This is a genomic window from Streptomyces sp. NPDC058375 (assembly GCF_042723425.1).
GTDB classification, from domain to species: Bacteria; Actinomycetota; Actinomycetes; order Streptomycetales; family Streptomycetaceae; genus Streptomyces; species Streptomyces durocortorensis.
The window spans coordinates 14063-40529 of record NZ_JBHXJG010000005.1; the positions used below are offsets into that span (position 1 = coordinate 14063).

At 71.7% G+C, this 26467-nt stretch carries 23 protein-coding genes and 1 pseudogene; 5 read left to right on the forward strand and 19 right to left on the reverse strand.

Annotated elements, in window-relative coordinates; genetic code table 11:
• Window positions 1-134: 134 nt before the first annotated feature.
• From ACFWM7_RS02035 to ACFWM7_RS02045, 3 genes and pseudogenes are all read right to left on the reverse strand, one after another.
• Window positions 135-308 (reverse strand): annotated as a pseudogene (locus tag ACFWM7_RS02035) (LuxR C-terminal-related transcriptional regulator); the annotation flags it as partial.
• A 223-nt stretch (window positions 309-531) separates the two neighbouring features.
• The gene (locus tag ACFWM7_RS02040) at window positions 532-2025 is read right to left on the reverse strand and encodes an amidase (protein WP_383253940.1); all 1494 of its coding nucleotides are present in this window, start codon (window positions 2023-2025) and stop codon (window positions 532-534) included.
• A 203-nt stretch (window positions 2026-2228) separates the two neighbouring features.
• Entirely contained in the window at window positions 2229-2621 is a 393-nt protein-coding gene (locus ACFWM7_RS02045) for a hypothetical protein (protein ID WP_383253944.1), read from the reverse strand.
• 196 nt (window positions 2622-2817) lie between these two features.
• Here ACFWM7_RS02045 and ACFWM7_RS02050 point away from each other — a divergent pair, with 196 nt between their 5' ends.
• Window positions 2818-3579 (forward strand): hypothetical protein, encoded by a 762-nt coding sequence (locus ACFWM7_RS02050; RefSeq protein ID WP_383253948.1) that lies wholly within the window; start codon window positions 2818-2820, stop codon window positions 3577-3579.
• 103 nt (window positions 3580-3682) lie between these two features.
• On the opposite strand, the gene ACFWM7_RS02055 is transcribed toward ACFWM7_RS02050, so the two are convergent.
• The 8 genes from ACFWM7_RS02055 to ACFWM7_RS02090 form a co-directional block, all read right to left on the reverse strand.
• Window positions 3683-5251 (reverse strand): NCS1 family nucleobase:cation symporter-1, encoded by a 1569-nt coding sequence (locus ACFWM7_RS02055; RefSeq protein ID WP_383253950.1) that lies wholly within the window; start codon window positions 5249-5251, stop codon window positions 3683-3685.
• 119 nt (window positions 5252-5370) lie between these two features.
• Window positions 5371-6372 carry a TIGR03842 family LLM class F420-dependent oxidoreductase gene (locus ACFWM7_RS02060; RefSeq protein WP_383253952.1) on the reverse strand — a complete coding sequence of 334 codons (1002 nt, stop codon included), beginning with the start codon at window positions 6370-6372 and terminating at the stop codon, window positions 5371-5373.
• A 10-nt stretch (window positions 6373-6382) separates the two neighbouring features.
• The gene (gene hydA / locus ACFWM7_RS02065) at window positions 6383-7783 is read right to left on the reverse strand and encodes a dihydropyrimidinase (RefSeq protein WP_383253954.1); all 1401 of its coding nucleotides are present in this window, start codon (window positions 7781-7783) and stop codon (window positions 6383-6385) included.
• 102 nt (window positions 7784-7885) lie between these two features.
• Window positions 7886-9169 (reverse strand): aspartate aminotransferase family protein, encoded by a 1284-nt coding sequence (locus ACFWM7_RS02070; RefSeq protein ID WP_383253955.1) that lies wholly within the window; start codon window positions 9167-9169, stop codon window positions 7886-7888.
• Window positions 9166-10008 (reverse strand): nitrilase-related carbon-nitrogen hydrolase, encoded by an 843-nt coding sequence (locus ACFWM7_RS02075; RefSeq protein ID WP_383253957.1) that lies wholly within the window; start codon window positions 10006-10008, stop codon window positions 9166-9168. Before ACFWM7_RS02075 ends, ACFWM7_RS02070 begins: the two co-directional genes overlap by 4 nt.
• A gap of 196 nt (window positions 10009-10204) precedes the next feature.
• On the reverse strand, window positions 10205-11929 hold the full coding sequence (locus tag ACFWM7_RS02080) for a hypothetical protein (protein ID WP_383253960.1): 1725 nt from the start codon (window positions 11927-11929) through the stop codon (window positions 10205-10207).
• Between the two features lie 137 nt (window positions 11930-12066).
• Window positions 12067-12447: a PPOX class F420-dependent oxidoreductase gene (locus tag ACFWM7_RS02085; RefSeq protein WP_383253962.1), complete on the reverse strand. Its 381-nt coding sequence runs from the start codon at window positions 12445-12447 to the stop codon at window positions 12067-12069.
• A 41-nt stretch (window positions 12448-12488) separates the two neighbouring features.
• Window positions 12489-12758, reverse strand: coding sequence for a helix-turn-helix domain-containing protein (locus tag ACFWM7_RS02090; RefSeq protein WP_383253964.1), 270 nt, complete (start codon window positions 12756-12758; stop codon window positions 12489-12491).
• A 73-nt stretch (window positions 12759-12831) separates the two neighbouring features.
• On the opposite strand from ACFWM7_RS02090, the gene map reads away from it, so the two are divergent.
• On the forward strand, window positions 12832-13599 hold the full coding sequence (map, locus tag ACFWM7_RS02095) for a type I methionyl aminopeptidase (protein ID WP_383253966.1): 768 nt from the start codon (window positions 12832-12834) through the stop codon (window positions 13597-13599).
• 59 nt (window positions 13600-13658) lie between these two features.
• Here the strand turns inward: map and ACFWM7_RS02100 are convergent, their stop codons facing one another.
• From ACFWM7_RS02100 to ggt, 3 genes are all read right to left on the reverse strand, one after another.
• Window positions 13659-14774: an NADAR family protein gene (locus ACFWM7_RS02100; RefSeq protein ID WP_383253968.1), complete on the reverse strand. Its 1116-nt coding sequence runs from the start codon at window positions 14772-14774 to the stop codon at window positions 13659-13661.
• A 48-nt stretch (window positions 14775-14822) separates the two neighbouring features.
• Complete coding sequence (locus ACFWM7_RS02105) at window positions 14823-15557, reverse strand: glycoside hydrolase family 75 protein (protein WP_383253970.1); 735 nt, start codon at window positions 15555-15557, stop codon at window positions 14823-14825.
• 82 nt (window positions 15558-15639) lie between these two features.
• Entirely contained in the window at window positions 15640-17457 is a 1818-nt protein-coding gene (ggt, locus tag ACFWM7_RS02110; protein ID WP_383253972.1) for a gamma-glutamyltransferase, read from the reverse strand.
• 105 nt (window positions 17458-17562) lie between these two features.
• Between ggt and ACFWM7_RS02115 the strand changes: the two genes are divergently transcribed.
• Window positions 17563-18306: a hypothetical protein gene (locus ACFWM7_RS02115; RefSeq protein WP_383253974.1), complete on the forward strand. Its 744-nt coding sequence runs from the start codon at window positions 17563-17565 to the stop codon at window positions 18304-18306.
• Between the two features lie 35 nt (window positions 18307-18341).
• Here ACFWM7_RS02115 and murJ read toward each other — a convergent pair whose 3' ends face one another.
• Complete coding sequence (gene murJ, locus ACFWM7_RS02120) at window positions 18342-20000, reverse strand: murein biosynthesis integral membrane protein MurJ (RefSeq protein ID WP_383253976.1); 1659 nt, start codon at window positions 19998-20000, stop codon at window positions 18342-18344.
• A gap of 142 nt (window positions 20001-20142) precedes the next feature.
• Between murJ and ACFWM7_RS02125 the strand changes: the two genes are divergently transcribed.
• Window positions 20143-21351 (forward strand): Ig-like domain-containing protein, encoded by a 1209-nt coding sequence (locus ACFWM7_RS02125; RefSeq protein WP_383253978.1) that lies wholly within the window; start codon window positions 20143-20145, stop codon window positions 21349-21351.
• A 148-nt stretch (window positions 21352-21499) separates the two neighbouring features.
• Entirely contained in the window at window positions 21500-23092 is a 1593-nt protein-coding gene (locus ACFWM7_RS02130) for a CocE/NonD family hydrolase (RefSeq protein WP_383253981.1), read from the forward strand.
• A 32-nt stretch (window positions 23093-23124) separates the two neighbouring features.
• Here ACFWM7_RS02130 and ACFWM7_RS02135 read toward each other — a convergent pair whose 3' ends face one another.
• The 4 genes from ACFWM7_RS02135 to ACFWM7_RS02150 are packed head-to-tail and all read right to left on the reverse strand — an operon-like array spanning window position 23125 to window position 26364.
• Window positions 23125-24021, reverse strand: coding sequence for an amino acid ABC transporter permease (locus ACFWM7_RS02135; RefSeq protein WP_383253983.1), 897 nt, complete (start codon window positions 24019-24021; stop codon window positions 23125-23127).
• Window positions 24018-24662, reverse strand: a complete 645-nt coding sequence (locus ACFWM7_RS02140; RefSeq protein WP_383253985.1) for an amino acid ABC transporter permease — start codon at window positions 24660-24662, stop codon at window positions 24018-24020. The genes ACFWM7_RS02135 and ACFWM7_RS02140 overlap by 4 nt, the downstream gene beginning before the upstream one ends.
• 16 nt (window positions 24663-24678) lie before the next feature.
• Entirely contained in the window at window positions 24679-25608 is a 930-nt protein-coding gene (locus tag ACFWM7_RS02145) for a glutamate ABC transporter substrate-binding protein (RefSeq protein ID WP_383253987.1), read from the reverse strand.
• A 12-nt stretch (window positions 25609-25620) separates the two neighbouring features.
• Complete coding sequence (locus ACFWM7_RS02150; RefSeq protein WP_383253990.1) at window positions 25621-26364, reverse strand: amino acid ABC transporter ATP-binding protein; 744 nt, start codon at window positions 26362-26364, stop codon at window positions 25621-25623.
• Window positions 26365-26467: the final 103 nt, after the last annotated feature.

Here is a 26467-nt window from a genome sequence, read left to right on the forward strand (position 1 = left end):
CAACATTGCTTGACATCAAGATATCTCTTCGCGGGGCGGGGCTCCACAAGGCCCCCGCACGGCTTTACGCACCGTGGCGCGTCGGAACCCCGGGGTCCGGCCGTCGCCGCCCCACGACCGGGGCTCGACCAGCCTGGACTGACCACCATGTGGACGGCGATCTGCTCGTTGCTGAGACCGCGTGCCACCAGCGCGGTGACCTCGCGCTCACGGCGGGTGGGGGCCTCCAGGCCCGGGGCGGTGGAGGGGTCCGGCGGGCGGGCGACGGACTCGCCGATCAGCCGGCGGGTGATCGCGGGCGAGTGGAGGCGGAGCTGACGGAGGCCGCCCGGGCGGTGTGGGCGTGGAGCCTCAAACCAGCGGGCCGGCCGGTGTGAGGGTGGGGCCTCGGACCGGCGGGCCGGCCGGTGTGGGCGTGGGACCTCGTACCAGCGGGCCGGGCGGTGTGGGCGTGGGACCTCGTACCAGCGGGCCGGGCGGTGTGGGCGTGGGACCTCGTACCACCGGGCCGGGCGGTGTGGGCGTGGGACCTCAGGCCGGTGGCCGGTGCTCGTGCCAGCGCCGGTCGTCCTCCAACTGGGCGGCGAGCGCGATCAGCCGTTCCTCGCTGCGGGAGGGGCCGAGCAGCTGGGCCCCGACCGGGAGGCCGGAGCGGGTGAAGCCGGCCGGGACGTTCACCCCGGGCCAGCCGAGGACGTTCCACGGCCAGGCGTAGGGGCAGGCGGCCGTCATCGCGAGGTCGGTGCGCCAGGCGCTCAGGTCGTCGAACCTGCCGATCCGCGGCGGCGGGGCGGCCGTGGTCGGGGTGAGGAGCACATCGAACCCGGAGGCGTCGAAGAGGGCGCCGATCCTGCGGTGCTGGCGCACTTCGCGGGCGCGGGCGGCCCTGACCACCCGCCCGCCCAGCCGCGTCCCGGTCCGCAGCGCGCTGCGGGTGCGCGGGTCGAGCAGGGCCGGTTCGGGGTGCCGGGCGGCGAATTCGGCGATGCCCGCCGTGGCGCGGGGCACGAACGCGAGGCCGATCAGCCCGTACCGGGGGCGGGCCTCCTCGACGTGGTGGCCGAGCCGGGCGAGGGTGTCGGCGAGCGCGGTGACGGCCCGGCGCACCTCGGGGTCCGGTCCGGCGCCGGTGAGGGTGAGCGGGGGACGCCAGGCCAGCGCGATGCGCAGGCGGCCCGGGTCGCGGCGGGCGGCGTCGGCGGCGCGCACGGCGGGCGGGCGGTGGAAGTCCTCGGGGTGGGCCCCGGCGACGGCGTCCAGCAGCAGCGCGGCGTCGGCGACCGTACGGGCGAGGGGGCCGTTCACGGTGAGGCCCTGGAAGGCGTCGCTGTGCGGGTGGACCGAGACGCGTCCGCGCTGCGGTTTGATGCCGACGAGGTGCGTCCACGCGGCGGGGATGCGGACGGATCCGGCGCCGTCCGAGCCGAGGGCGACGGGGACGAGCCCGGCGGCGACGGCGGCGGCCGATCCCCCGGAGGAGCCGCCCGGGGTGTGCGCGGTGTTCCACGGGTTGCGGGTGGCGCCGAAGCCGGGGCCCTCGGTGAAGGGCCACTGGCCCAGTTCGCAGGAGTTGGTCTTGCCGACGACTACGGCTCCGGCGGCGCGCAGTCGGCGGACCGCCTCGCTGTCGGACGCGGCCGGGGGCCGTTCGCCGTCGCAGCCGAAGTGGGTGGGCAGGCCCGCCACATCGGTGTCGTCCTTGACGGCGACCGGCACGCCGAGGAGCGGCAGCCGCTCCCCCGCCGCGAGCCTGCGGTCGGCCTCCGCGGCGTCGGCGATGGCGGCTTCGGCGCGCAGGTGGCGGAAGGCGTTGAGGGTGGGCTGCGTGGCCTCGATCCGGGCGAGGGCGTCGGCCACGAGTGCGGCGGAGGTGACGGTGGCGTCGGCGAGCCGACGGGCGCTCTCCGCGAGTCCGGGCAGCGGCGGCGGAAGGGGGGCGGCCGGGCGGGGAGCACGACCGGCATCCCGTACCGCCGGGCCGGTCTGCGCGGTGGGCTCCGCTTCGGTGGGCTCCGCTGAGGACATGGGCGTGCCGCCTCCCTCGGGTCGCGGGGCCGACCGGTCGTCCCGGCTGCGCCCACACGTACTTACTGGAGGGTAACGAGAGGAGGCGACACGCTCAACCCGTCGGGCCGTTCCGGCCGTTACGGCCGTTACGGCTTTTCCGGCCGTTCCGGCTGTTCCGGCTGTTCCGGCTGTTCCGGCTGTTACTGACTACGCGCCCTGCGTCAGGGGCGTACGTGGATCTCGCCGATGCCGGTGCCGAGGCTCCCGCAATGGGCGGTGGACTGGCCGGACTCGCCGGGCCGGAGAGTGACGCGGTCGCCGTCGACGTCCGGCGACCAGCCGCAGACGAGATGGACCCAGAAGACCTGCGTCTGGCTGCCGTTGTTGCGGCAGAGGGCGAAGCCCGTGTAGTCGTCGATGGCGTGCTTGCCGGTGTCGCAGGACAGGCCGGGCGGAATCGCGGCCGGAGCCGCCGACGCGGTCGCGGTCGCCGCGGTGAACGGGACCGCCAGCGCGGCCGCCGTCGCCGTGGCGGCGAGCGCCCGCAGGGCGGACCGGGAGCGCTTCCCCGCGGCCGGGCCGCCCGTGCTCCTCGTCCCCGTGAACAGGTTCATGGTCGTTCTCCCTCGTGGTGCGTACGTGATCCCGGGCGGGATCACCGCAGCTCTGCCCACGCTCCGTGGCCGAAAACACCGCCGCGTTTCACTCTCCGTGCGCACGCCGGGCGGCGCCCCCACTCCCGGCGTACGCTCGAATGTGCCGGTCATCCTGGTTCGCACGCCCTGACCGGGGCCTTTTCGAGGAGGCGACGTGAGCGGACACCGATGGGCCGCTCGGGCGGCCGCGGGTGCGGCGGCCGTCGCTCTCACCGTCACGGGTGGCACACTCGCGCAGGCTGACGACGACATCGACGCGCTCCCCGCGGAGGAGATCGCCGAACGCGCGCGCGACGCCCTGGTCGGCGTCGGCTCGCTGCATCTGAGCGCGCGCGGCAGCACCGACGGGGCCGGGGAGGACATGAGCGTCGACCTCACACTGGACCGGGAGGGGAACTGCGCGGGCGGGGTCGACATGGGCGACGACGGTTCGGTGGAGATCGTGAAACGCGGCGACGACGTCTGGCTGAAGCCGGACGCCGCCTTCTGGAAGAACCATGTGCCGGTCGGCGGCTCCACTTTCGACGCGATCCTCGACGGCCGGTACATGAAGGCCTCGGCCGAGGACCCCCGGCTGCTGGAAGTGACCGAGATCTGCGACCTCGACACGTTCCGCAAGCTGATCACGGACAACGTCGGCACCGCCGACCTCGACTCCCTGACGAAGGGCGCGAAGACCGACGTGAACGGCGCGCCCACCGTCCCCGTGACCCGGGCGGAGGGCGGCGAGCGCCTGACGGCCTATGTGGCGGCCGAGGGCACGCCGTACCCGGTGCGCATCACCGTGCGGAACGCCGGCGAGGAAGGGACCGTGGACTTCTCCGGCTTCGACCGGCCCGTGCCCGCGGCCACTCCCTCGGCGGACGAGACGGTGGACGTCACGGCCTTGCTGGGCCGCAGCATCAAGCCCGTGTAGCGGCCTGCTGGGCCGCAGCGTCAAACCCGTGTAGCGGCCTGCTGGGCCGCAGCGTCAAACCCGTGCAGCGGAGCCTCGAACCCGTGACGCCCCGGCCGGGCGCTCAGCGGGCCGCCGAGTTCTCCCGGCGGGTCAGCGCCACGTACAGCAGCAGCGAGGAGGCGAGCCCGACCGCCCAGCCGTAGTCCGCCAGCGGCTTCAGGAACGGGATCAGTCCGTCGGCGGGGAAAGGGCCCTTGCCGGGAGCCGAGTGCGAACCGCCCACCGCGAGGACGCCGCCGACCGCGAAGGCCACCACCGCCCGCCAGTTCCAGCCGCTGCGGTACCAGTAGCGGCCGCCCGGCCGGTAGAGGTCGGGCAGGTCGAGGACGGTGCGACGGACGATCCAGTAGTCGGCGATCAGGATGCCCGCCACCGTACCGAGCAGGCCGCCGACCAGGCCCAGCCACGTGAAGATGTACAGCTCGGGCGTCTCGGTCAGCTTCCACGGCATGATGACGACCCCGATCACGCCCGTGATCAGCGCCCCGGTCCGGAAGCTGATGAACCTCGGTGCGAGGTTCGCCAGGTCGTACGCCGGTGAGACCACGTTCGCCGCGATGTTCACCGAGATCGTCGCGATCAGCACGGTGACCAGACCGAAGACGAGGCCGAAGACGTTGTCGGTCCGGGCGACGAGCTGGACCGGATCCCAGATGGCCACCCCGTACACCGCCTGCGATCCGGAGGTGACGAACACCGAGAGCAGGGCGAAGAACGTCATCGTGGTCGGCAGCCCTAGCGACTGCCCCCGGATCTGGGCGCGTTGGCCCGCGCCGAAGCGGGTGAAGTCGGGGATGTTGAGCGAGAGCGTCGACCAGAAGGCGATCATGCCCATCAGCGAGGGGAAGAAGACCGGCCAGAAGTCGGCGCCCCAGCCGAGCGCGGACGGCTGGTCCAGCAGCGGACCGAAGCCGCCCGCCTTGACCGCCACCCAGACCAGCAGGACCACCGCGCCGACCAGGACGAACGGGGCCGCCCAGTTCTCGAAGCGGCGCAGGGTGTCCATCCCCCGGTAGATGATGGCCAGTTCGAGCGCCCAGAAGAGGACGAAGCAGAGCCAGAGCGTCCAGGGCTGCCCGCCGATCTCCGCCGCGCCGGCCCAGCCGCCGAAGATCTTGCCGAGCAGCGTGAAGATGCCGACGCCGCCGATCCAGGTCTGGATGCCGAACCACGCGCAGGCGACGGCGGCCCGGATCAGTGCGGGCAGGTTGGCGCCGCGCAGTCCGAAGGAGGCGCGGGCCAGGACCGGGAAGGGAATGCCGTACTTGGGCCCGGCGTGGCCGGTGAGCAGCATCGGGGCGAGCACGATCACATTGGCGAGCGCGATGGTGAACACGGCCTGTTTCCAGTCCATGCCGAGCGCCACCAGGCCGGAGGCGAGCAGCCAGGACGGGATGTTGTGGGCCATGCCGATCCACAGGGCCGCGAAGTTGTACGTCGTCCAGGTGCGCCGCTCCACGGGGACGGGCAGCAGGTCGTCGTTGGCGAAGCGGGGGTCGTCGGGGACGTGTCCGGGGGCGAGTTCGACCCGGCCGGAGGCGGCCGGGCCGGGTATCGCGTCGTGCGGGGAGGACGGTGGGGTGGGTGGTTCCGGTGGAGTCGGCGGGGTGGGTGGGACGGTGGCGGTCATGGCGGCGGAGCCCTTCGCTCGGGAGCGGTGCCGTGCGGGGCGGTGCGGTGCGGTGCGGTTCAGTGGGGGGCGGTTCAGTGCCGTGGGGGGTGCGCGTCCCAACAGGCTTGTGGGAAAGGTCAGTCGGTGAGGGCCGGGATGATCGTGGCACCGTAGGCGTCGATGGTCGCTTCCCGGGCGTCGTGCATGTTGTACAGCGCGAACTGGTCCACGCCCATGTCCCGCAGTGCCTGGAGCTTCTCGATGTGCGCCTCGGCGGGACCGAGCAGGCAGAACCGGTCGACGATCTCGTCGGGGACGAAGGCGGTGTCCGGGTTGCCGGTGCGCCCGTGGTGGCTGTAGTCGTAGCCGGAGCGCCCGGCGATGTACGCGGTGAGCGCCTCGGGGACCAGGCCTGAGTGCTCGCCGTAACGGGCGACCAGGTCCGCGACATGGTTGCCGACCATCCCGCCGAACCAGCGGCACTGCTCCCGGGCGTGGTCGAGGTCGTTGCCGACGTAGGCGGGGGCCGCGACGCAGATGGTGACGGAGTCGGGGTCGCGTCCGGCGTCGGCCGCCGCGTCCCGTACCGCTTTGATCATCCACTCGGTGAGGAAGGGGTCGGCGAGCTGGAGGATGAAGCCGTCGGCCTTCTGCCCGGCGAGCGCCAGAGCCTTGGGCCCGTACGCCGCCATCCACACCGGCAGCCGCCCGTTCTTCACCCACGGGATCTGCACCGGCCGCCCGTCGACCGTCGCCTCCCGGCCCTCGGCGAGGTTCCGGATGACGTCGATGGCCTCGCCGAGGCGGGCCAGGGTGCCCGGCCGGCGGCCCGCGACGCGCATCGCGGAGTCGCCGCGTCCGATGCCGCAGACGGTGCGGTTGCCGTACATGTCGTTGAGGGTGGCGAAGGTGGAGGCGGTCACCTCCCAGGTGCGGGTGCCCGGGTTGGTGACCATCGGGCCCACGGTCAGCTTCTCCGTGTGCTCCAGGATGCGGCTGTAGATGACGAAGGGCTCCTGCCAGAGCACCGCCGAGTCGAAGGTCCAGCCGTAGCGGAAGCCGTTGCGCTCGGCACGCCGCATCAGGCCGACGACGGCGGAGGCGGGCGGGTCCGTCTGGAGGACGAGGCCGAAGTCCATGGCGGGTCTCCTAGTCGAGGTACTGACAGGTGGCGCGGGGGGTGTACATGCCGTGTCCGGCGCGGCCGGTGAACTTCCGCCCGTCGATGACGACTTCGCCGCGCGAGAGCACGGTCTCGACCTGACCGGTGATGCGTTTGCCCTCGTACGCCGAGTAGTCGACGTTCATATGGTGCGTCTCGGCGGAGAGGGTCTGTTCGGCGGCCGGGTCGTAGATGACGATGTCGGCGTCGGCGCCCGGGGCGATGGTGCCCTTCTTCGGGTAGAGGCCGAACATCCGGGCCGGGGAGGCGCAGGCGATCTCGATCCAGCGGCGGTGGGTGATGTGCCCGTCCACGACGGCCTGGTGCAGCAGGTCCATGCGGTGTTCGACGCCCGGCATGCCGTTGGGGATCTTGGAGAAGTCACCGCGGCCCATCTCCTTCTGGCCCGAGAAGCAGAAGGGGCAGTGGTCGGTGGAGACGACCTGGAGTTCGTTGTTGCGCAGGCCCCGCCAGAGCGTCTCCTGATGCTCCTTGGGGCGCAGCGGCGTGGAGCAGACGTATTTGGCGCCCTCGAAATCGGGCCCGGCGAGGTTGTCGGTGGAGAGGAACAGGTACTGCGGACAGGTCTCGCCGAAGACCGGGAGCCCCTTGTGGCGGGCGGCGGCGATCTCCTCCACGGCCTCGTCGGCGGAGACGTGGACGACATAGAGGGGGGCTCCGGCGACCCGGGCGAGCTGGACGGCGCGGTGGGTGGCCTCGGCCTCCAGGGCGACCTTGCGGACGTCCCCGTGGTAGCGGGGGTCGGTGTGGCCTGCGGCGAGTGCCTGTTCGACCAGGACGTCGATCGCGATGCCGTTCTCCGCGTGCATCATGATCAACCCGCCGTTGCCGGAGGCCTGTTGCATGGCGCGCAGGATCTGGCCGTCGTCGGAGTAGAAGACCCCTGGATACGCCATGAACAGCTTGAAGGAGGTGACGCCCTCGGAGACGAGCCGGTCCATCTCCTTGAGCGAGGACGGGTTCACGTCGGCGAGGATCATGTGGAAGGCGTAGTCGATGGCGCAGTTGCCGTCGGCCTTGGCGTACCAGGCGTCGAGCCCTTCGCGCAGGGACTTGCCCACGCTCTGGATGGCGAAGTCGACGATGGTGGTCGTGCCGCCCCAGGCGGCGGCCCGGGTGCCGGTCTCGAAGGTGTCGGCGGCGTACGTCCCGCCGAACGGCATCTCCATGTGGGTGTGCCCGTCGACGCCGCCCGGGATGACGTACCTGCCCGTCGCGTCGATCCGCCGGTCGGCGCTCCAGCTCTCGGCGGCGTCGGTCCCGTGGGCGGCGAGCGCGACGATCCGGCCGCCCTCGACGAGCACGTCGGCGTGGATCTCGTCGGACGCGGTGATGACCAGGCCACCGTGGATGACGGTGCGACTCATGGGATCTCCTCAACTCGGGGCGCCCCGACGGCCCTCCTGGCGTACGGGTCGGGGACGCCCCGCGCGGTTCGTGGACGTACGGGCGGGTCCGTCCGGCGGGGGTCAGCCCGCCGCGTGCAGGGCGTCCGCGAGGATCGCCGCGCCTTCCTCGGCCTCGGTGACGGTCAGGGTCAGCGGCGGGGCGATCCGGAGCACGCTGGTGCTGTGGCCGCCGCCCTTGCCGATGAGGAGGCCGCCGGCGCGGGCCGCTTCGAGGACGGCCGCGGCAGCCTCCGGGTCGGCCTCGTCGGTGCCGGGTTTCACCAGCTCGATGCCGATCATCAGGCCCCGGCCGCGCACTTCGCGCACGGCGGAGGAAGCGGCGGCGATGGAGCGCAGCCGCTCGATCAGGAGTCCGCCGACGCGCCGGGCGTTGCCCTGGAGGTCGTGTTCCAGGAGGTAGCCGAGGTTGGCGAGCGAGGCGGCCATGGTGATCGGTGAACCGCCGAACGTGGAGATGGAGTTGGCGTCGAGGCAGTTCATCACCTCGGCGCGGGCCACCACTCCCCCGACCGACATGCCGTTGCCGATGCCCTTGGCGAAGGTGAGGATGTCCGGCGGCCCGTGCTCGGCGTGCGCCTGCCAGCCCCAGAAGTGCTCGCCGGTGCGGCCCCAGCCGGTCTGCACCTCGTCGGAGATCCACAACACCCCGTGCCGGTCCAGGACTTCGCGGAACGCGGCGAACAGTCCGTCGGGCGGCGAGGTGAACCCGCCGACGCCCTGGATGGGTTCGGCGATCAGGGCCGCCGGGTTGCGGGTGTGCCCGAGGAGGTCCTCCAGATCGGCCACGCATGCCCGGATGAACGCCTCGTCGCTCAACTCGGCGTACGGGCCCCGGGTGCGGACGCCGCCGTGGACGTACAGCGTCTGGAGCGGGGACAGACTCGTGGGCGACCAGGCCTGGTTGCCGGTGATCGAGACCGTGGAGAACGACCGTCCGTGGTAGCTGTTGCGCATCGCGAGGATCTGGTTGGACCTGCGGTACGCGGTGGCGAGCAGGAGAGCCGTGTCATTGGCCTCGGTGCCGGAGGTGGTGAAGAAGACCCGGGCGTCGGGGATGCCGGAGAGGGTGGCGATCCGCTCGGCCATCTCCACCATGGGACGGTTGAGGTAGAGGGTGGAGGAGTGGATGATCCGCCCGGCCTGTTCGGCGACCGCCTTGGTCACCTCGGGCAGGGCGTGGGCGGTCATGGTGGTGAGGATGCCGCCGAAGAAGTCCAGGTAGCGGTTGCCGTCCGCGTCCCAGACGTGGCGACCCTCGCCGTGGGTCAGTTCGAGGGGGCGGCGGTAGTAGAGGGCCAGCCACTCGGGGCTGACGGCGAGGTGGCGCTCGTGCAGTCCGGTCACGGCTCCACCAGCCCGTCGTAGGCGTCGGGTCGTCGGTCCCTGTAGAAGGCCCACTGCCGGCGGACCTCCTCGATCAGGTCGAAGTCCAGGTCGCGTACGACGAGTTCCTCCTCCTTGTCGCTGGCGACCTCCCCGACGAACTGGCCGCGCGGGTCGACGAAGTAGCTCGTACCGTAGAAGTCGTTGTCGCCGTACTCCTCACGGCCGACGCGGTTGATCGCGGCGACGAAGTATTCGTTGGCGACGGCGGAGGCCGGCTGCTCCAACTGCCAGAGGTGGCTGGAGAGTCCGCGCGAGGTGGCGGACGGGTTGTACACCAACTGGGCTCCAGCGAGACCGAGTTGCCGCCAGCCCTCGGGGAAGTGCCGGTCGTAGCAGATATAGACGCCGACCTTGCCCACGGCGGTCTCGAAGACCGGCCAGCCGGCGTTGCCGGGCTTGAAGTAGAACTTCTCCCAGAACCCCTTGACCTGCGGGATGTGGTGCTTACGGTACTTGCCGAGGTAGGAACCGTCGGCGTCGATCACGGCCGCGGTGTTGTAGTAGAAGCCGGACTGCTCGATCTCGAAGACCGGGACGACGATGACCATGCCGGTCTCGCGGGCCAGGTCCTGCATGCGCTTGACGGTCGGCCCGTCGGGCACGGGCTCGGCCCAGCGGTAGTGCTCGGGCTCCTGGACCTGGCAGAAGTAGGGGGCGTTGAACACCTCCTGGAAGCCGATGATCTTCGCCCCCTGCCGGGCGGCCTCGCGCGCGTGTTCCTCGTGCTTGGCAATCATGGATTCGGTGTCGCCGGTCCAGGTCGCCTGGACGAGTGCGGCGCGTACGACGTGGGACATGAGCTGCTCCTTCGACGCGGCGTCAGAGAGCCTGCACGCGTTCTCTACGCACGTAGATCGGTGCATGGATGGAGAACGTAAGCCCGTCCGTCCGGCGGGGCAAGACCATCGCCGTGAACCGGCGGAGTCGATCATGTTTCGCACCCGACCGGTCCACAACGGACACGGCGCCGATCCTCGGTGCTCGACGCGGGGCTCAGACCCCCGGCACGCCCGCCACTCGCAGCGCGTGGACCAGGTCCCATTCCCGCTCCACCGACACCTCTCGGGCGGCCGCCAGGAGGAGCGGCAGCAGCCGGGTGCCGCCGCCGTTCCCGGCGAGCGCGGCGGCCTCCTGCGGAGTGCGGACGCGGACGAAGGCGCCGAGCAGGTCGCGCGCCTCCCGTTCCCGGCCGACCCCGTCCAGGGCGAGCACCGCCTCGGCCACCTCGGCGGCGGGGCGGGCCACTCCCTGGCGCAACAGCAGCCCGCAGTCCGCCTCCCGCCCGGCGGCGGCCAGCGCACCCGCCGCGGCGGCGAACCCCGCGGGCGGGAGCGAGGACGCCTCCCAGAGCAGGGTCGTCCAGTCGGCGGCGAGCCCGGCGCGGTGCAGGGCGAGGGCGAGCACGGGCAACCGGGGCGCGGGCCAGGCCGCGACCTCGCAGAGCACCACGTGGGCCTCACCGCTGCGGCCCTCGGCGCGCAGCCCGACCAGTTGGGCCACGGCCCCGGCGACGGCCTGCCCGGCGGCCGGATCCGGCAGGGCGTCCGGACCCGGCGGGGCGCCCTGCCCGCGGCCTCGCCCGGCGCGGCCCCGGCCGCCGTGGTCCTCCTCCGCCGCGCCGCCGAAGCGTGCCCCGCGCGGGGCGGGCACGCCTGCGCGGGGCGGCACGAGCGGTCCGGGCGCCGGCGAGAGGGCCGGACCGGCCGCCTCCTCATCGACCTCCAGACCGGCGAACCGGGCGCCTCGCGGCTTCCTGCGCCGGGGAGCGGGCGCGGGCGCGGGGGCGTCCGCCCCGGTCCCGCTCCCGGTCGCGCTGTCACCTGCGAGCCGTCCGGGGCGCGGCAATTCGGCCACCGGGGCCCGAACTTCGACCCGCGGCCCCGGGATCCTGGCGGGGGCGGCGGTCCCGGTGGGGGCGGCGGCGTCGGTGGGGGCGGCGGCCCCGAAGGACTCGGCCGTCGCGTAGGGCTCGGCACTCCCGTAGGGATCAGCGGTCCTGTAGGGCCTAGCGGCCCCGGCGGACTCGGCGACTCTGTAGGGCTCAGCGGCCCCGGCGACGCCGTAGGCCCCAGCCGCCCCGACGGCCCCGGCGGCCTCGTAGGGCTCAGCGACCCCGGCGGACTCAGCAACCCCGGCGGACTCGGCAACCCCGTAGGGCCCAGCGCCCCCGGTGGGCCCCCCAGCCGCCGAGCCCTCGCCACCCTCCCCGCCCTCCGCCCGGAACCAGCCCTCGGGTGCCGTCACCGCCGCCAGGCGCTTGCGCAGTTCCGCGCACCGGGCGGTGGCCCGTTCGTGGTCGTCGCGGGCCCAGGCCAGGGCTTCCGGTCCGGCCGGGTCCGGGTCGCCGTGCCCCGCGCCACGCAGGCGCTCCGCCGCCCGGTGCTGCTCGCGGACCATCAACTCCAGCCGGTGGACGAGCTCCTGGCGCCCGCCGGGCCGCCGGTCGTGGGTGGCGGCGGACGCGGAGTAGAGCGCGGCGGCGCGGACCGATACCTGCTCGGCGAACCTGGCGCCGTGCAGGGCCGCGAGGTCCGCGAGCAGCGACTCCACCACGTCCCAGGGCGGGATCTCCACCCCGTCGAGGCAGGACCGCATGCCCGCCGGGTCGCGCCGGGCGAAGACCCCGTACCATCCGCTGCCGGAGTCCAGGCGCGCCACCAGATCCCGCAGGTACTGCGCGAACGCCCCTACTTCGTACGCCTGCTGATGCACCGTCATCGTTGCCCTCGCCGACCGCCGACCGTCGACTGGAGCCTTCCAGTCCGGAGGCATTCGACCGCAGCCGTGTTACGGGGCGGCTACGCGCAGCTTTCGGGCGCGCTGCGGCGGGAGCGCGAGGGGGCGCGGAGGGCAGCTCAGAAGGTGATGGCGATCCCGGTGTGCGGACGCTTGCCGAGCCGGGCGACCGTGGCCGGCCAGTCGACGAGCCAGAACTTCCAGGTGTACTTGCGGGCCAGCAGCTTGCGCGCCGCACGGGTGCCGTCCTCGTCGAGGAGCCTGGCGTCGCCTTCCGCGCTCGGGGCGCCCTCGGCGATCCTGCCGCGTACGTCGCAGACGGTGACGACGACCTTGCCGTTGCTGCGGAGCCGCTTCACCTTCCACGAGTCGGAGCGCGTCCAGACGTACAGCACCTCGCCCTCGGCGGCGGCCCAGACGGGCGTGGCGACGGGCGTGCCGTTCTTCCGGTACGTGGTGAGGCTGACGTACTCGCTGCGTGCGAAGTCCTGGAGAGTCACGGGCGTGACCCTACGCCCTGGCCGTCACGGACGCCGAGCCACTACGCGATCAGCGGTGCCGCGACCGGTTCCGGCGCGCAGCGGCCGAGGATCTCGTCCATGGAGAGGCCCAGCGCCCCGGCGAGGGCGGCCACGGTGAAGAAGGCGGGCGTGGGAGCGCGGCCGGTCTCGATCTTCCGGAGGGTCTCCGCGGAGATTCCGGCGCTCGCGGCGACGGCGGCCATGCTGCGATCGCCGCGCGCCGCACGGAGCATCGCGCCGAGCCGTTCGCCGCGCAGGCGCTCTTCGGGGGTCAGAGGGGTGCGGACCATGGGGCCATCCTACTACGGGATGCCATTTCTATACCGTCATTACTATACCGCTCTGACCGGTATAGTAATGGGCATGGTGCACATCAAGACAGACACACAGATCGACGCGATGCGCGAGGCCGGCCGGGTCGTCGCGCAGATCCTGACCCGGGCGCGGGAGGCGGCGGCAGTCGGCGTGACACCCCGCCACCTGGACGAGGCGGCCCGCGAGGTGCTGAGCAAGGCCGGCGCGGCCTCCCCCTTCCTGAACTACAGGCCGCACTTCGCGCCCACCCCCTTCCCGGCCGTTATCTGCGTCTCGGTCAACGACGCGATCGTGCACGGCATCCCCTCGGCCGAGCCGCTGCGCGACGGGGACCTGGTCAGCGTGGACGCGGGCGCACTCCTGGACGGCTGGGCCGGTGACTCGGCGATCAGCTTCACCGTGGGCGAGGCCCGGTCCGCCGACACCCGGCTCATCGCCACCGCCAACCAGGCGCTGGAGGCCGGCATCGGCGCGGCCGTGGTGGGGAACCGGATCGGGGACATCGCCCACGCGATCGGCACGGTCTGCCGCGAGGCGGGCTACGGGATCATGGAAGGTTACGGCGGCCACGGCATCGGCCGGTCCATGCATGAGGACCCGTCGGTGCCGAACGAGGGACGCCGCGGGCGCGGCATGCCGCTGCGGCACGGCATGGTCCTCGCCATCGAGCCCATGCTGATCGCCGGAGGCGGCGACGAGTTCCGGCACGACGAGGACGGCTGGACGCTGCGGACGACGGACGGCAGCCAGGCAGCGCACGCTGAGCACACGGTGGCGATCACCGACGACGGCCCGCGCGTCCTGACCGCGCTGTGAGCGAGCCGCCCGTCACATGAATTCGGCGGCCGTCCGTACATGAACCCGGCGGCTGCCCGTCACATGAACCCGGCGCGCCGGGCGCTCAGTTCGGAACGCACGAGTTCGAGCAGCCGCCCGGACCAGTTGCGCCCCCGCCCCCCATTGTCGCCCCAGAAGAGGGAGTTCGCGTCGTCGTAGACGAGGGTGGCGTCGTCGGTGGCGAGGAGGATCTCCGCGAGGTCCGGGTGCTGGGTGAACTTGGTGCGGAGAAGTGCGGCCATGACCGCGCTGCGGGCGTGCTCCCAGCCGTCGTGCCGTACGGAGTCGGCGGCCAGGGCGCTCGCGGCCCAGGCGGTCTCCGCCGACGCGACGGCGGCCCGCTCGGCGGGATCGGCGACCGACAGGGCCCAGTAGGCGTGGGCGACCGAGGGGTAGAGCGTGCCGTCCACGTCGATGGGCGCGGGGTAGTCGTTGCGCAGGGCCACCTTGCCGGGGCTCTCGGCGCGCTGCCTCGGGTAGGAGTGCGGCAGGTGGACCGCGGGCGCGTGCGCGGTCGCCGAGCCGTCCGCGGGCTCCCGGAAAGGCAGTTCCGCGATCAGCCGTGCGCGCTCCTCGAAGTAGGCGACGGCCTCCTCGTAGGCCTCCGCCGTGATGACTCCGTCGGGGCTGCCTTCCAGCATGCCGCCCGGCCCGGCCGCCAGCGCGCGCAGCGGCTGGTCCTTGCGGTCCATGTCGCCCAGCGCGTAATGACGCTTGGTCTCCGGGACGGCGAGGTAGGCGGCGCGGACGGCGGCCCGGTTCGCCTCGGACCGGTCGGCCAGGAACGCGTCCACGGCGGCCAGGCATCTGCCGGTGGAGTCGGGGCGGCCGTTCAGCTCGTCGAGGGTGTCCCGGACCTCGGCGAGCAGCAGCTCCGGGGTGAGCCGGGCGTGCGTCTCCCCGAACGTCCACGCGGCAAGGCCGTGCGCGGACGCCTCGGCCCCTTCCGGGAGGTGGGTGGCCACCCAGCCGGTGCGGAGCTTCCGCTCGAACTCCTCGACGGTGACCAGGCCCCAGCAGTCGATGAGCCCGTCGGCGTAGATGAACAGGTCGGTGAGGTAGTACGTCCCGCCGTTGTTGATGAAGGCGTGCCGCCATGTGCCCGGTATGCGGACGCCGTCCGCCGTGCGATGGGTGATGCGTTGGCCGATCATGCGGTCATTGTGCCGGGCGGCGTCCCGCGCGGGCCCTGGTCGGCGAGGTCACCGACCGACGAACTCCCGGGCCAGCGCCGCTCCCCGGCTCTGCGCCCGGGCGCGGCTCTCGATCGGGGAGATGCGGGAGTCCTTGAACGCGATGTAGGTGACGCCGGACTCGGCGCCCCCGGTCGACGGGTCCGGGTCGATGCCCAGCGCCTTCGCCATGGCGTACGACGCCTCCCCGATGATGCCCGTGGGGCCGGTGTCGCCGATCACGCCGTACCGCACCCGGTCCCGGTACACGACCGCCACGACGCTGCCGCCGGTGAGCCCCGACTTCCGGTAGTCCCACACCTTGCTCGGGCCCGGTACGACCACATGGGGCAGTGCGGCGGAGTCGAGGGGTTCGCCGCGGGAGCTCTGGAACGCGGTCTCCGGCAGGAAGTACGGGTCGGTCTTCCGGTTGCAGGCCTTGGTCTTCCGGCCGTCGCAGTCGATGTCCATGTCCGCCTTCCAGAACACGGCGTCCCGCGTGCCGCAGACCGGAACCGTGGCCTTCGCACTGCCGCTGTCGGTGCGGTACGTGCCTTTCGAGATCCGGGAACAGGCACGGGCCTCGGCGAGCAGGTCGGCGGCGGTCACGACGCCCGCTTCCGCCTCCGGCTCCTGCGCGGGGCCGGACGCGGAAGCCGACGCGGAACCGGAACCGGCAGCGGACGCGGACGCGGGCAGCGCCGCCGCTCCGAGGAGCGCGGCGCCGCAGGCGGCGGATGTCAGGGCGAGCATGCGGGTGCGCATGGTGCGGAAGGACCCTTCCCGTGGACGAGGGGCCCGTACGGACCCCCTGGGCGACGCGTCCGGGGGGCGCACCCCTCCCGCCTCAGTGCCCGCCGCCCGGATGCACCACCATGGCCGAGCCACCGCCCCGGCGCACCTTTTCCGCCGCCGACAGCCAGCGGCCGTCGGGCAGCCGCTGCACCCCGGTGGCGGCGCCGATCTCGGGGTTCTGCTTGAAGGCGTGGCCGAGCTTCTCGAGCTCCGCGCGGACCGGGCTGTTCCACAGGTCCGGCTCGATCTCGGTCGTCGGCGCGTTGCGCTGGCTGGCGCGCGGCGCGGCGATCGCGTCGACCAGCGGGAGTCCCCGGTCCAGATGTCCGGTGAGCGACTGGAGCACGGTCGTGATGATCGTGGCCCCGCCCGGCGAGCCGAGGGCGAGCACCGGCTTGCCGTGCTTCAGCACGATGGTCGGCGAGATCGAGGAGCGCGGCCGCTTCCCCGGTCCCGGCAGGTTCGGGTCGTGGACCGCCGGGCTGGCGGGGGTGAAGGAGAAGTCGGTCAGCTCGTTGTTGAGCAGGAAGCCGCGCCCGGGCACGGTGATGGCGCTGCCGCCGGTGGACTCGATGGTCAGGGTGTAGGCGACGACGTTGCCCCACTTGTCGGCCGTCGTCAGGTGCGTGGTGTTCTCACCTTCGTACGTCGTCGGCGCGGCCGTGCCGCCGCTGCCGCACCGCTCCGGGTTTCGTGGGTCGCCCGGCGCCAGCGGGCTGGTCAGCGCCCGGTCGTCCCGGATCAGGCACTCCCGGGCGTCCGCGAACCGCCGGCTCAGCAGTTCCTTCGTCGGTACGTCCTCGAAGGCGGGGTCGCCGACCCAGCGGCCCCGGTCGGCGAACGCGATCCGGCTCGCCTCGATGAGCCGGTGGAGGTACTGGACCTTGTCGGCCCGGGAGAGGTCGGTGGACTCCAGGATGTTGAGGGCCTCGCCGACGCTGGTGCCGCCGGACGAGGAGGGGGCCATGCCGTAGACGTCCAGGCCCCGGTAGTTCACCTTGGTCGGGTCCTTGCGCAGGGTCCGGTAGGAGGCCAGGTCCTTGCGGGTCAGGTCGCCGGGGCGGACGACGCGGGTGGCGTCCGGGTCGACGGGCGGCTTGCGCACGGTACGCACGATGTCGTCGGCCAGCTCGCCCCGGTACAGCTCCCCGACGCCCTTGCGGCCGAGCTTCTCGTACGTACGCGCCAGGTCGGGGTTCTTGAACACCGAGCCGACGACGGGCAGTTCACCTCCGGGCAGGAACAGCTTCGCGGAGGCGGGGAAGTCGGCGAACCGGGCCTGGTTGGAGGCTGTCTGCGAGCGGAAGGTGCCGTCCACGACGAAGCCGTCCCGGGCCAGGCGTTCGGCCGGTTTCAGCAGCGTACGCAGGGACTTGGAGCCCCAGGCGTCCAGCGCCCGCTCCCAGGTGGCCGGGGTGCCGGGCGTGCCGACGCCGAGGCCGCTGGTCACGCCTTCCTCGAACGGGATCGGCTTGCCGTTCTCCAGGAAGAGCGAGGCGTCGGCACTGCGCGGCGCGGTCTCGCGGCCGTCGATGGTCCGCACGGTGCGCTTCTTCGCGTCGTAGTGGACGAAGTAGCCCCCGCCGCCGATGCCCGCCGAATAGGGCTCCGTCACGCCGAGCGCCGCCGCGGTGGCCACGGCCGCGTCCACCGCGTTGCCGCCCTTGCGCAGCACCTCGATCCCGGCGGCCGACGCGTCCGGGTCGACGCTCGACACCGCTCCCCCATGTCCCACCGCCACCGGGGACTTGGGCGGCGCGGGGCGCGGCGTGGCGGTCGCCTCGGAGGCCGCCGGGGCGGCGGCTCCGACCGAGGCGACCACGGCGAGTACGGCCAACAGCGACGTGTTCCGACCGATGGAACGGCGCATACGTACCTCCAGTCAACGGATCTCCGCCGCAGGGTAGCCCCGGGCAACCCGGATCGTCAGGACCGCCTCGAACGGTTACCCGAATGACCGATACCATGCGCGCCCATGACGGACGACGTGCGCAACATCGTGCTGGGCGTGATAGCCGCCGGGATCAGTGCCTCGCTGGGCTGGCTCGCCCGAACCTACCTCTGGCGGCGGGGGCTCCGCCGCAAGCAGGCCTTCTTCGGGCTGCCGTCGAACTCCGAATGCCTGCTGGTCGTCAACCGCTACGCGGGCGCCGAGGGGTCGGTGCACCGCATCGACGCCTTCGCCCTGCTCGAACTCTCCGCGCTCATCAAGGGGTGCGGGGCCAACGCCCAGATCGTCACGCACGACACGGCCCAGCAGGGGTTCGGGGAGCGTACGGAGTTCTGCGTCGGCGGCCCGACGTCCAACCAGCGGATGGCCGCCCATCTGCGGACCCTGCTGCCGGGGGTGCGGATCAACGTCGAGCAGGACCCGGGGCCGGACCGGGTGGCGTTCCAGGTCGGCTCGGAGCGCTACCGGATGGAGCCGGGCACCGCGGAGTACGTCCTGCTCGCACGCCTGACGGGGGGTCAGGAGTCGCGTCCCGTCTTCCTGTTCTGCGGCCAGCGGGCCATCACCAACCAGGCGGCCACCCGTTACGTCGCCCGGAACCACGACAAGCTGCGCCGCAAGCACGGGAACAAGTCGTTCTGCCTGCTGCTGAAGGTCGTCAACTCCCAGGCGTACGGCCCCGATGTGGTCGAGCTGGTCGGCGACGTGACGCGCGAGGCCCAGGCCCCCGCGCCGAACACGCCCGCCTCGCACCGGGCGGGCAGCTGACCGGGCCAGGGGGTGTCCGGCGACACCCCTCGCCCTCAGCGGCGCAGCCGGGCCCGGCCGGCCGTCAGCATCGTGGTGATCTCCGTCATCCCGAGCGGCCGGGCCAGCAGCGTTACGGCGAGGACAAGGGCGAGCGTCCCGGCCCCGGCCGCCGCCACGTCGCCCGCCCCCGCCGCCGAGCGCGCCGCCCCGTACGCCAGGGCTCCGGCGGGCAGGCAGGCGGCGATCAGGCGGGCGTGCGCGCCGAGCGTCGGTGAGCGCAGCAAGGAGGCGGCTCCGGGCCCGGAGAGCCGGCGGGACAGGACGTACCCGGTGACCGCGAACCCGGCGAAGAAGGCCACCGTGCTCGCCCCGGCCATCCCGGTCACCGCCCAGCGGGCGGGCAGCAGCAGGTAGGCGGCGACCGACAGGCCCGCCTGGACGGCGGCGATCACCAGGTTGAGAAGAAACGGGGTGCGGGTGTCGCTCATCGCGTAGAAGCCGCGCGAGAGGACGTACTGCCCGGAGAAGGCGATCAGCCCGGGGGCGAACGCCATCATGATTCCGGCCATCACCGTGATGTCGGCGGCGGTGGTGCGTCCGTACCCGAAGACGGAGCCGATCACCCACGGCGCGAGCACCAGCAGGGCGGTGGCGGCGGGCACCACGACGGCGGCGCTGGTGCGCAGGGCGTACGCCACGTCGCGCCGCACCCCGGGGAGGTCGCCGTCGGCCGCCGCCCGGCTCATCCGGGGCATCAGCGCGGTGACGAGCGAGACCGTGATGATGCCCTGTGGAACGACCCAGAGCTGGTAGGCGTAGCTGTACGCGGTGTAGCCCGCCCCGCCCGCGATGTCCTGCTCGGCGGCGTGGAGCCCGGTGGCGGTGGAGAGGCGGGTGACGACCCAGTAGGCGAGCTGGTTGGTGAGGACCAGCAGCACCAGCCAGCCGGCCGCGCGCATCGGCCGGGTCAGTCCGCTGCCGCGCCAGTCGAACCGGGGCCGCCAGTGGAACTTCGCGGCGCGCAGCGCGGGGATCAGGGCGAGCGTCTGCACGGCTATCCCGGCGGTGGTACCCCAGCCGAGGAGGTGGGCGTGCGTGTCGGTGAGGGTGCCGTCGGCGTTCGCCGCGACGGCGATGTAGAGGCCGAACACCCCGATGATGACGACGTTGTTGAGGACCGGGGTCCACATCATCGCGCCGAACCGGCCGCGGGCGTTCAGGACTTGACCGAGCAGCGTGAAGAGCCCGTAGAAGAGGATCTGCGGCAGGCAGTAGCGGGCGAGGGCGGCGGTCAGTTCGGCCTGGCGTCCTTCGTAGTCGGTGTAGAGGCCGACGATCAGGGGTGCCGCCGCCACAGCGAGCGCGGTGAGGGCGAGGAGGCCGACGGTGCACAGGGTGAGCAGCCGGTCGGTGTACGCGGCTCCGCCATCGGCGTGTTCCTTGGCGGCGCGGACCAGTTCGGGAACGAAGACGGCGTTGAGCGCGCCGCCGATGAGGAGGATGTAGAGGATGTTGGGGACGGTGTTGGCGACCGTGTAGCCGTCTGCGGTCAGCCCGGTGCCGAGCGCGGCGACGACGACCGCCGAGCGGACGAAGCCGGTGGCGCGCGAGACGACGGAACCGGCCGCCATCACGGCCCCGCTGCGCAGCACCGAGGCGGATCGGGCGGCAGGGCCGGTGGTGCCCGGGGTTCCGTCGACGGTCGCGCTCACAGATGGTCCCCCGGGTGATGAGTTCTGGCCGACGGTGGAGCGTACCCGGGCCGCGGAGTGAGGTTTTTCCGGGGGCTGAAGGAACCCGACATGGGGGAAATGCCTCTCCCCTGCTGAGCACCCTTGCCCTGGAGGTATTTCCGTGAGTTCCGCACGCCCGCGCATCCCTCGTTCCGCCCCGGCCGGCCGGAGGTCCCGGCTCGCCCTGACCGGGCCCGCGGCGCTGCTCGCCGCCGCGCTCACCGCGTGCTCGGGCGGCTCCTCGGGCTCCGCCGAGGTGGGCGGGGACGGCAAGGCGCCCGACACCAGCGTCTCGGTGAACCTCACGGGCAAGGCGGCGGCCCCGGGCGAACCGGTCAAGGTGACGCTGGCGCAGGGGAAGCTGAAGGCGGTGTCGGTGACAGCGGACGAGGGCGGTGCGCTGGCCGGGAAGATATCCGCCGACGGCCGGACCTGGACGTCCGACCGGGTCGCCGCGCCGGGCACCGCGTACACCGTCGAGGCGACGGACGCGGACGGCGGCAGCGACAAGGCGGCGTTCACCACCGCCGAGGCCGAGAAGGTCAACAAGCTTCTCCTGGCGCCGGGGAAGAACACGACCGTGGGCATCGCGCAGCCGCTGTCCGTCGTCTTCGACCACCCGGTGAAGGACAAGGCGGCCGTGGAGAAGGCCCTGAAGGTCTCCACGTCCAACGACACCGAGGGCTCCTGGGGCTGGCTCCAGGACTACTCGGGCAAGGACCGCGTCGACTGGCGGCCCAAGGAGTATTGGAAGCCCGGCACGAAGGTGACGCTGGACGCGCGGTTGAACGGCGTCGACACGGGGGCGGACGGCGGCTGGTTCGTCCGCGACTACACGACGACGTTCACGATCGGCGCGGCCCAGATCGTCAAGGTCGACCTGGACGGCCACCGCCTCGCTCTGCACCGGGACGGCAAGCAGGTCATGGACATCCCGATGTCGGCGGGCACTCCGGGCGGCGAGAAGGCCTCCTGGCGGGGCACGGCGGTCCTGATGTCGAAGGAGGGCACCATCAACATGCGCTCCGAGACAGTGGGCCTCGGCGACGCCTACGACAAGATGGTCGACTACTCGATGCGGCTGACCTGGTCCGGAATGTACGCGCACGCGGCCCCGTGGAACGCGGGCGTTTTCGGCCAGGCCAACCGGAGTTCGGGCTGCGTGGGGATGAGTGACGCCAACGCCTCCGCGCTGTACGGGCAGGTGCGGGTGGGCGACCCGTTCGAGATGACCGGCGCAGAGGCCAAGGGCACGGTCGCCGAGGGCAACGGCTACGGCGCGTGGAACGTCTCGTGGGCCGACTGGCAGGCCAAGAGCGCCCTGAAGTGACCCGGTAGCGCCCGTTCCGACCCCGGACCACTACTGACGCCACGTCCAACAATCGTTACCTTCACGCAACACTCCTGGTAGTTACCAGCGGTAAACAACCGGGGTTACCGTCGGGTCACTTTGCACTGACACGCGTGAGGAGTGACCCGTGGTACGTCCGAAACCGGCACTGCGCACCACCGCTTCGATCACCACCGCCGTCGCCCTGCTCGCCGGGGGCGCGCTCGCCGCCGCGCCTGCGGCGACCGCCGCCCCCGCCCCGCTCGCGAGCACGACGGCCGGGGGCCTGACGTTCCACGACATCCCCGGCTCCGGAGGCATCACGCTCAAGGGCAACGTCTTCACGCCGGCCGGAGCCCGGGCCGGGGCGAAGCATCCGCTGATCGTCTTCCCGACGAGCTGGGCCATGCCGCAGATCGAGTATCTGGCCCAGGCCCAGAAGCTCGCCGACTCCGGCTATGTCGTGGTGAGTTACACCTCGCGCGGCTTCTGGCTCTCGGGCGGGAAGATCGAGGTGGCCGGTCCGCCGGACATCGCGGACGCCTCGGCCGTCATCGACTGGGCGCTGGAGCACACCTCCGCCGACCCGGACCGCATCGGCATGGGCGGCGTCTCCTACGGGGCGGGCATCAGCCTGCTGGCGGCCGGACACGACGCGCGCATCAAGGCGGTGGCCGCGCTCAGCGGCTGGGCCGACCTGATCGACTCGATCTACAGCGGCCGCACCCAGCACCTCCAGGCCGCCGCCCTGCTCGGCGGCGCGGGCCTGGTCACCGGCCGGCCCAGCGACGAACTCAGCCAGACCCTCAAGGACTTCCTCGGCTCCAAGCTGGACAGGGAGCCGGAGATGATCGCCTGGGGGAAGAAGCGCTCCCCCTTGACGTATCTGGACCGGATCAACGCCAACGGCGCGGCGATCATGATGGGCAACGCCTGGGGCGACACCATCTTCCCGCCCAACCAGTACGCCTCGTTCTACGACAAGCTCACCGGCCCCAAGCGGCTGGAGTTCCGCCCCGGCGACCACGCCACCGCCGAGGCCACCGGGCTGCTGGGGCTGCCCAACGACACCTGGACGAGCACCCGCCGCTGGTTCGACCGCTATCTCAGGGGCGAGCGGAACGGCATCGACACCGAGCAGCCCGTCCAGCTCAAGTCCCGCACGGACAAGGGGTACGAGGGCTACGCGGACTGGAAGTCGGTCGGCGCGCTCAAGAACCGCATCCCGCTGGACGGCACCAAGAAGGTGTGGGCCAATGTCGACTCCGGCGCGAACGGCGGTATCTCGATCCTGTCCAACGCGCTGGACCAGTTCCTGAAGCTGCCGCCCATGGTCTCCGTGCCGCTGCTGCCGCGTACGTTCGCGAGCGTCTGGCAGTCGGAGCGGTACGCCACCGGGCAGCGAATCAGGGGCACGTCCACCCTGCACACGACGGTCAGCAGCACGAAGCCGAGCGGCACCTTCGTCGCGTATCTCTACGACGTGGGGCCGCTCGGCGTCGGCAGACTGGTCAGCAATGCTCCGTACACCTTCCACGGGCAGACGCCGGGCCGGCCGTTCCCCGTCGACCTGGAGCTTTTCTCCACGGCCTACGACGTCCCGGCCGGTCACCGGCTCGCCCTGGTGATCGACACCGTCGATCCGTTGTACATCGAGCACAACCCGACCGGCGCGCAGCTGACCTTCTCCTCGCCCGGCACGGACCCGAGTCATCTCTCGGTCCCGCTGCGCGAGAAGTGATCACCGACTGCTGCCGGGCGGGCACTGCCCGGCTACTGCCCTCCCGGCAGCAGCGTTCCTGGTTCGGCCGGGGCCACCCCGACCGCTCGGGTCTTCAGGTTGCGCCGCTGCCGCTTGGCCACCCAGGTGGCGAACCACGAGAGCAGCATGCACATCCCGATGTAGATCGGCGAGATCACCATCACGACGGGGATGAAGGGAAGATCGTAGTCGAGATTCGACGCGATCAGCTTTCCGGCGTGGAGGAATTCCTCGTAGGTGATCAGATAGCCCAGTGAGGTGTCCTTGAGCGCGACCACCAGCTGACTGATGATGGTCGGCAGCATCGCGCGTACGGCCTGGGGAGCCAGGACGAACGTGGTGACCTGTGTCTTGCGCATCCCGAGGGCGTACGCGGCCTCGCGCTGGCCCCGGTCCACGGAGTTGATCCCGGTGCGGAACACCTCCGCGAGGACGGAGCCGTTGTAGAGCGTGAGCCCGGCGACCAGGGCGGGCAGCGGCTGGACCTTCAGCGCCACGAAGATGAAGAAGATCATCACCAGCACCGGCATGGCCCGGAAGAACTCGACCAGCAGGGTGGAAAGCCAGCGCAGCACCCGGTGTTCGGAGAGCCGGCCGACCGCGAGGAGCGCGCCGAGCGCGAGCGAGAGGACCGCGGCGTACGCGAACGCCTTGAGGGTGTTGCCGAGCCCGCGCAGCAGCAGTTCCTGAATGCCCTTGTACTCGAAGGGCGTCCACTTCTGCGCGGTGAACTGGTCGGTGTCGAAGAGCAGATGGACGATCCAGCCGAACAGCGCCACGATCAGGACCGTCGAGGCGATCCCGTACATCAGGTGCCGCTTGCGGGTCACCGGTCCGGGGATGTCGTAGAGCGCGCTGGCCTCGGGTGCCGAAGCTCGGGACGTCCTACGGGTGAGGGTCTTGGTCATCGTGCCACTCCCCAGCGCTTCTCCATCACGTTGAACACCGCGCTGATGGTCAGGGTGATGATCAGGTAGCCGACGGCGATCCAGATGAAGGACCAGATGATGCTGTAGCCCAGTTCGTTGAGCGTCTTGTAGGTGCCGAGGAGTTCGGTGACGCTGAACGCCCCGGCGATGGCGGAGTTCTTCGCCAGCGCGATGAGGGTCGAGCCGACCGGCGGGATCACCGACCGGAACGCCTGCGGCAGCACCACGGTGCTCAAGGTCTGGCCGAAGTTCATGCCGAGGCTGCGGGCGGCCTCGCCCTGGCCCTTGGGCACGGTGTTGATGCCGGAGCGCAGCACCTCGCAGATGAACGCCGAGGTGTAGCAGCCGAGCGCGATGACGGCGAAGAGCTGGAACGGCAGGACGAGCCCGAAGCGGGGCAGGCCGAGCAGGACCGCGAAGAACAGCAGCGTCAGCGGGGTGTTGCGGAGCACGGTGACCCAGACCGTGCCCAGCACCCGGAAGGAGCCGACGGGCGCGACCCGGAAGGCCGCCATCAGGAAGCCGAGGACGAGCGCCAGCGCCGAGGCGTAGACGGTCAGTTCGACGGTGCCGAGGAAGCCCTTGCCGTAGAGCGAGAAGTTCTCTGTCAGTACATCCATGGGTGGGCCCGTCCCCTCAGGTCGCCGGGTAGCGGTCGATGGGCGGCGGGGTCGGCGCGGGCGCTCCGGAGAGGCCCAGCGTCGCGTCGTACGCCTTCTTCCAGTTGCCGTCTCTCTCGTTGGCCTCCAGCGCGTCGTCGAGGGCGTTGCGCAGGGCGTTGTCGTTGCGCGGTACGCCGATGCCGTACGGCTCCTCCGAGAAGGGTTTGCCGACGACCTTCATCTCGTCGGGCGCCTTGGCGGCGAAGCCGAGCAGGATCGCGTCGTCGGTGGTGACGGCGTCGACCTGGTAGGTGAGGAGGTTGTCGACGCAGATCGAGTACGTGTCGTACGCGACGAGGGTCGCCTTGGGGTAGTCGGCGGCGATCCGCTGGTAGGGCGTGGATCCGGCCGCCGAGCAGACCGTCTTGCCCGCCAGGTCCTGGGGCCCGTTGATGTCGTTCTCGTCGGTGCGCACCAGCAGTCCCTGGCCGGCCATGTAGTACGGGCCGGCGAAACCGACGAGCTTCTTGCGCATGTCGTTGATGGTGTAGGTGCCGACGTAGTAGTCGATCTGGCCGTTCTGCAGGGCGGTCTCGCGGTTGGCGGAGGCGATCGTGCGGAAGCGGATGGTCTTCGGTTCGAAGCCGAGCGAGGCCGCCATCATGTGGGCGATCTCGATGTCGAAGCCGGAGTAGATCCCGCTCGCCGGGTCCTTCTCGCCCAGGTAGGGCTGGTCCTCCTTGGCGCCGACGATCAGATAGCCGCGCCCCTTCGCCTTGGTCCAGGTGCGGGAGTCGGGCAGTTCGAAGCCGGTGTCGACCTGGTACACCGGCAGGGCTTCGGCCTTGGGGCCCTTGACGGGCGGGCTGCCGTCCTTGCCGCAGCCCGCAACGAGCGCGGCGAGCAGGAGACCGGCCACGAGGGCGGCGGCCCTGCCCGTACGCGTGTTCCTCGTACGCAACATGGAATGCCCCCCTCAGTGCTTGAGGATCTTGGACAGGAAGTCCTTGGCGCGGTCGCTCGAAGGGTTCGTGAAGAAGTCCTCCGGGGTGCGGTCCTCGACGACGCAGCCGTCGGACATGAACACGACGCGGTTGGCCGCGGAGCGGGCGAAGCCCATCTCGTGGGTGACCACGACCATGGTCATGCCGTCCCGGGCGAGCTGCTGCATGACCTCCAGCACCTCGTTGATCATCTCCGGGTCGAGGGCCGAGGTGGGCTCGTCGAAGAGGAGCGCCTTGGGGTCCATGGCCAGGGCACGGGCGATGGCCACGCGCTGCTGCTGACCGCCGGAGAGCTGGGCGGGGAACTTGTCGGCGTGGGCGGCCAGGCCGACCCGGTCCAGCAGTTCGCGGGAGCGCTGGTCTGCCTCGTCCTTCTTGCGCTTGCGGACCTTGAGCTGCGCCAGCGAGACGTTGTCCACCACGGTCTTGTGGGCGAAGAGGTTGAACGACTGGAAGACCATGCCGACTTCGGCGCGGAGCTGGGCCAGGCCCTTGCCCTCCTCGGGGAGGGGTCTGCCGTCGATCGTGATGCTGCCGGACTCGATCGTCTCCAGCCGGTTGATCGCCCGGCACAGGGTGGATTTCCCTGAGCCGGAGGGGCCGATGACCACCACCACCTCCCCGCGGCCGACGGTGAGATTGATGTCCTGAAGTACGTGCAACTCCCCGAAGTGTTTGTTGACGTCCCTCAGTTCGATCAACGGATCGACGGCCATGCGCTGCCCTACCCACTTGTCGCTGTGTCGAGGTCAGCGCAAACTATCCATCGCGAAAAGGGACTTCGCACCCGACACGCGTAAATGGCGCAAAAGGCTGTTT

What these genes read in the sequence shown, in the direction of transcription:
- ACFWM7_RS02150 (WP_383253990.1), bottom strand. Translation starts at nt 26,364, where the DNA reads ATGGCCGTCGATCCGTTGATCGAACTGAGGGACGTCAACAAACACTTC.
- ACFWM7_RS02055 (WP_383253950.1), bottom strand. Translation starts at nt 5,251, where the DNA reads ATGACCGCCACCGTCCCACCCACCCCGCCGACTCCACCGGAACCACCC.
- ACFWM7_RS02115 (WP_383253974.1), top strand. Translation starts at nt 17,563, where the DNA reads ATGACGGACGACGTGCGCAACATCGTGCTGGGCGTGATAGCCGCCGGG.
- ACFWM7_RS02045 (WP_383253944.1), bottom strand. Translation starts at nt 2,621, where the DNA reads ATGAACCTGTTCACGGGGACGAGGAGCACGGGCGGCCCGGCCGCGGGG.
- ACFWM7_RS02060 (WP_383253952.1), bottom strand. Translation starts at nt 6,372, where the DNA reads ATGGACTTCGGCCTCGTCCTCCAGACGGACCCGCCCGCCTCCGCCGTC.
- ACFWM7_RS02040 (WP_383253940.1), bottom strand. Translation starts at nt 2,025, where the DNA reads ATGTCCTCAGCGGAGCCCACCGAAGCGGAGCCCACCGCGCAGACCGGC.
- ACFWM7_RS02090 (WP_383253964.1), bottom strand. Translation starts at nt 12,758, where the DNA reads ATGGTCCGCACCCCTCTGACCCCCGAAGAGCGCCTGCGCGGCGAACGG.
- ggt (WP_383253972.1), bottom strand. Translation starts at nt 17,457, where the DNA reads ATGCGCCGTTCCATCGGTCGGAACACGTCGCTGTTGGCCGTACTCGCC.
- map (WP_383253966.1), top strand. Translation starts at nt 12,832, where the DNA reads ATGGTGCACATCAAGACAGACACACAGATCGACGCGATGCGCGAGGCC.
- ACFWM7_RS02135 (WP_383253983.1), bottom strand. Translation starts at nt 24,021, where the DNA reads ATGACCAAGACCCTCACCCGTAGGACGTCCCGAGCTTCGGCACCCGAG.
- hydA (WP_383253954.1), bottom strand. Translation starts at nt 7,783, where the DNA reads ATGAGTCGCACCGTCATCCACGGTGGCCTGGTCATCACCGCGTCCGAC.
- ACFWM7_RS02075 (WP_383253957.1), bottom strand. Translation starts at nt 10,008, where the DNA reads ATGTCCCACGTCGTACGCGCCGCACTCGTCCAGGCGACCTGGACCGGC.
- ACFWM7_RS02100 (WP_383253968.1), bottom strand. Translation starts at nt 14,774, where the DNA reads ATGATCGGCCAACGCATCACCCATCGCACGGCGGACGGCGTCCGCATA.
- ACFWM7_RS02140 (WP_383253985.1), bottom strand. Translation starts at nt 24,662, where the DNA reads ATGGATGTACTGACAGAGAACTTCTCGCTCTACGGCAAGGGCTTCCTC.
- ACFWM7_RS02145 (WP_383253987.1), bottom strand. Translation starts at nt 25,608, where the DNA reads ATGTTGCGTACGAGGAACACGCGTACGGGCAGGGCCGCCGCCCTCGTG.
- ACFWM7_RS02105 (WP_383253970.1), bottom strand. Translation starts at nt 15,557, where the DNA reads ATGCGCACCCGCATGCTCGCCCTGACATCCGCCGCCTGCGGCGCCGCG.
- ACFWM7_RS02080 (WP_383253960.1), bottom strand. Translation starts at nt 11,929, where the DNA reads ATGACGGTGCATCAGCAGGCGTACGAAGTAGGGGCGTTCGCGCAGTAC.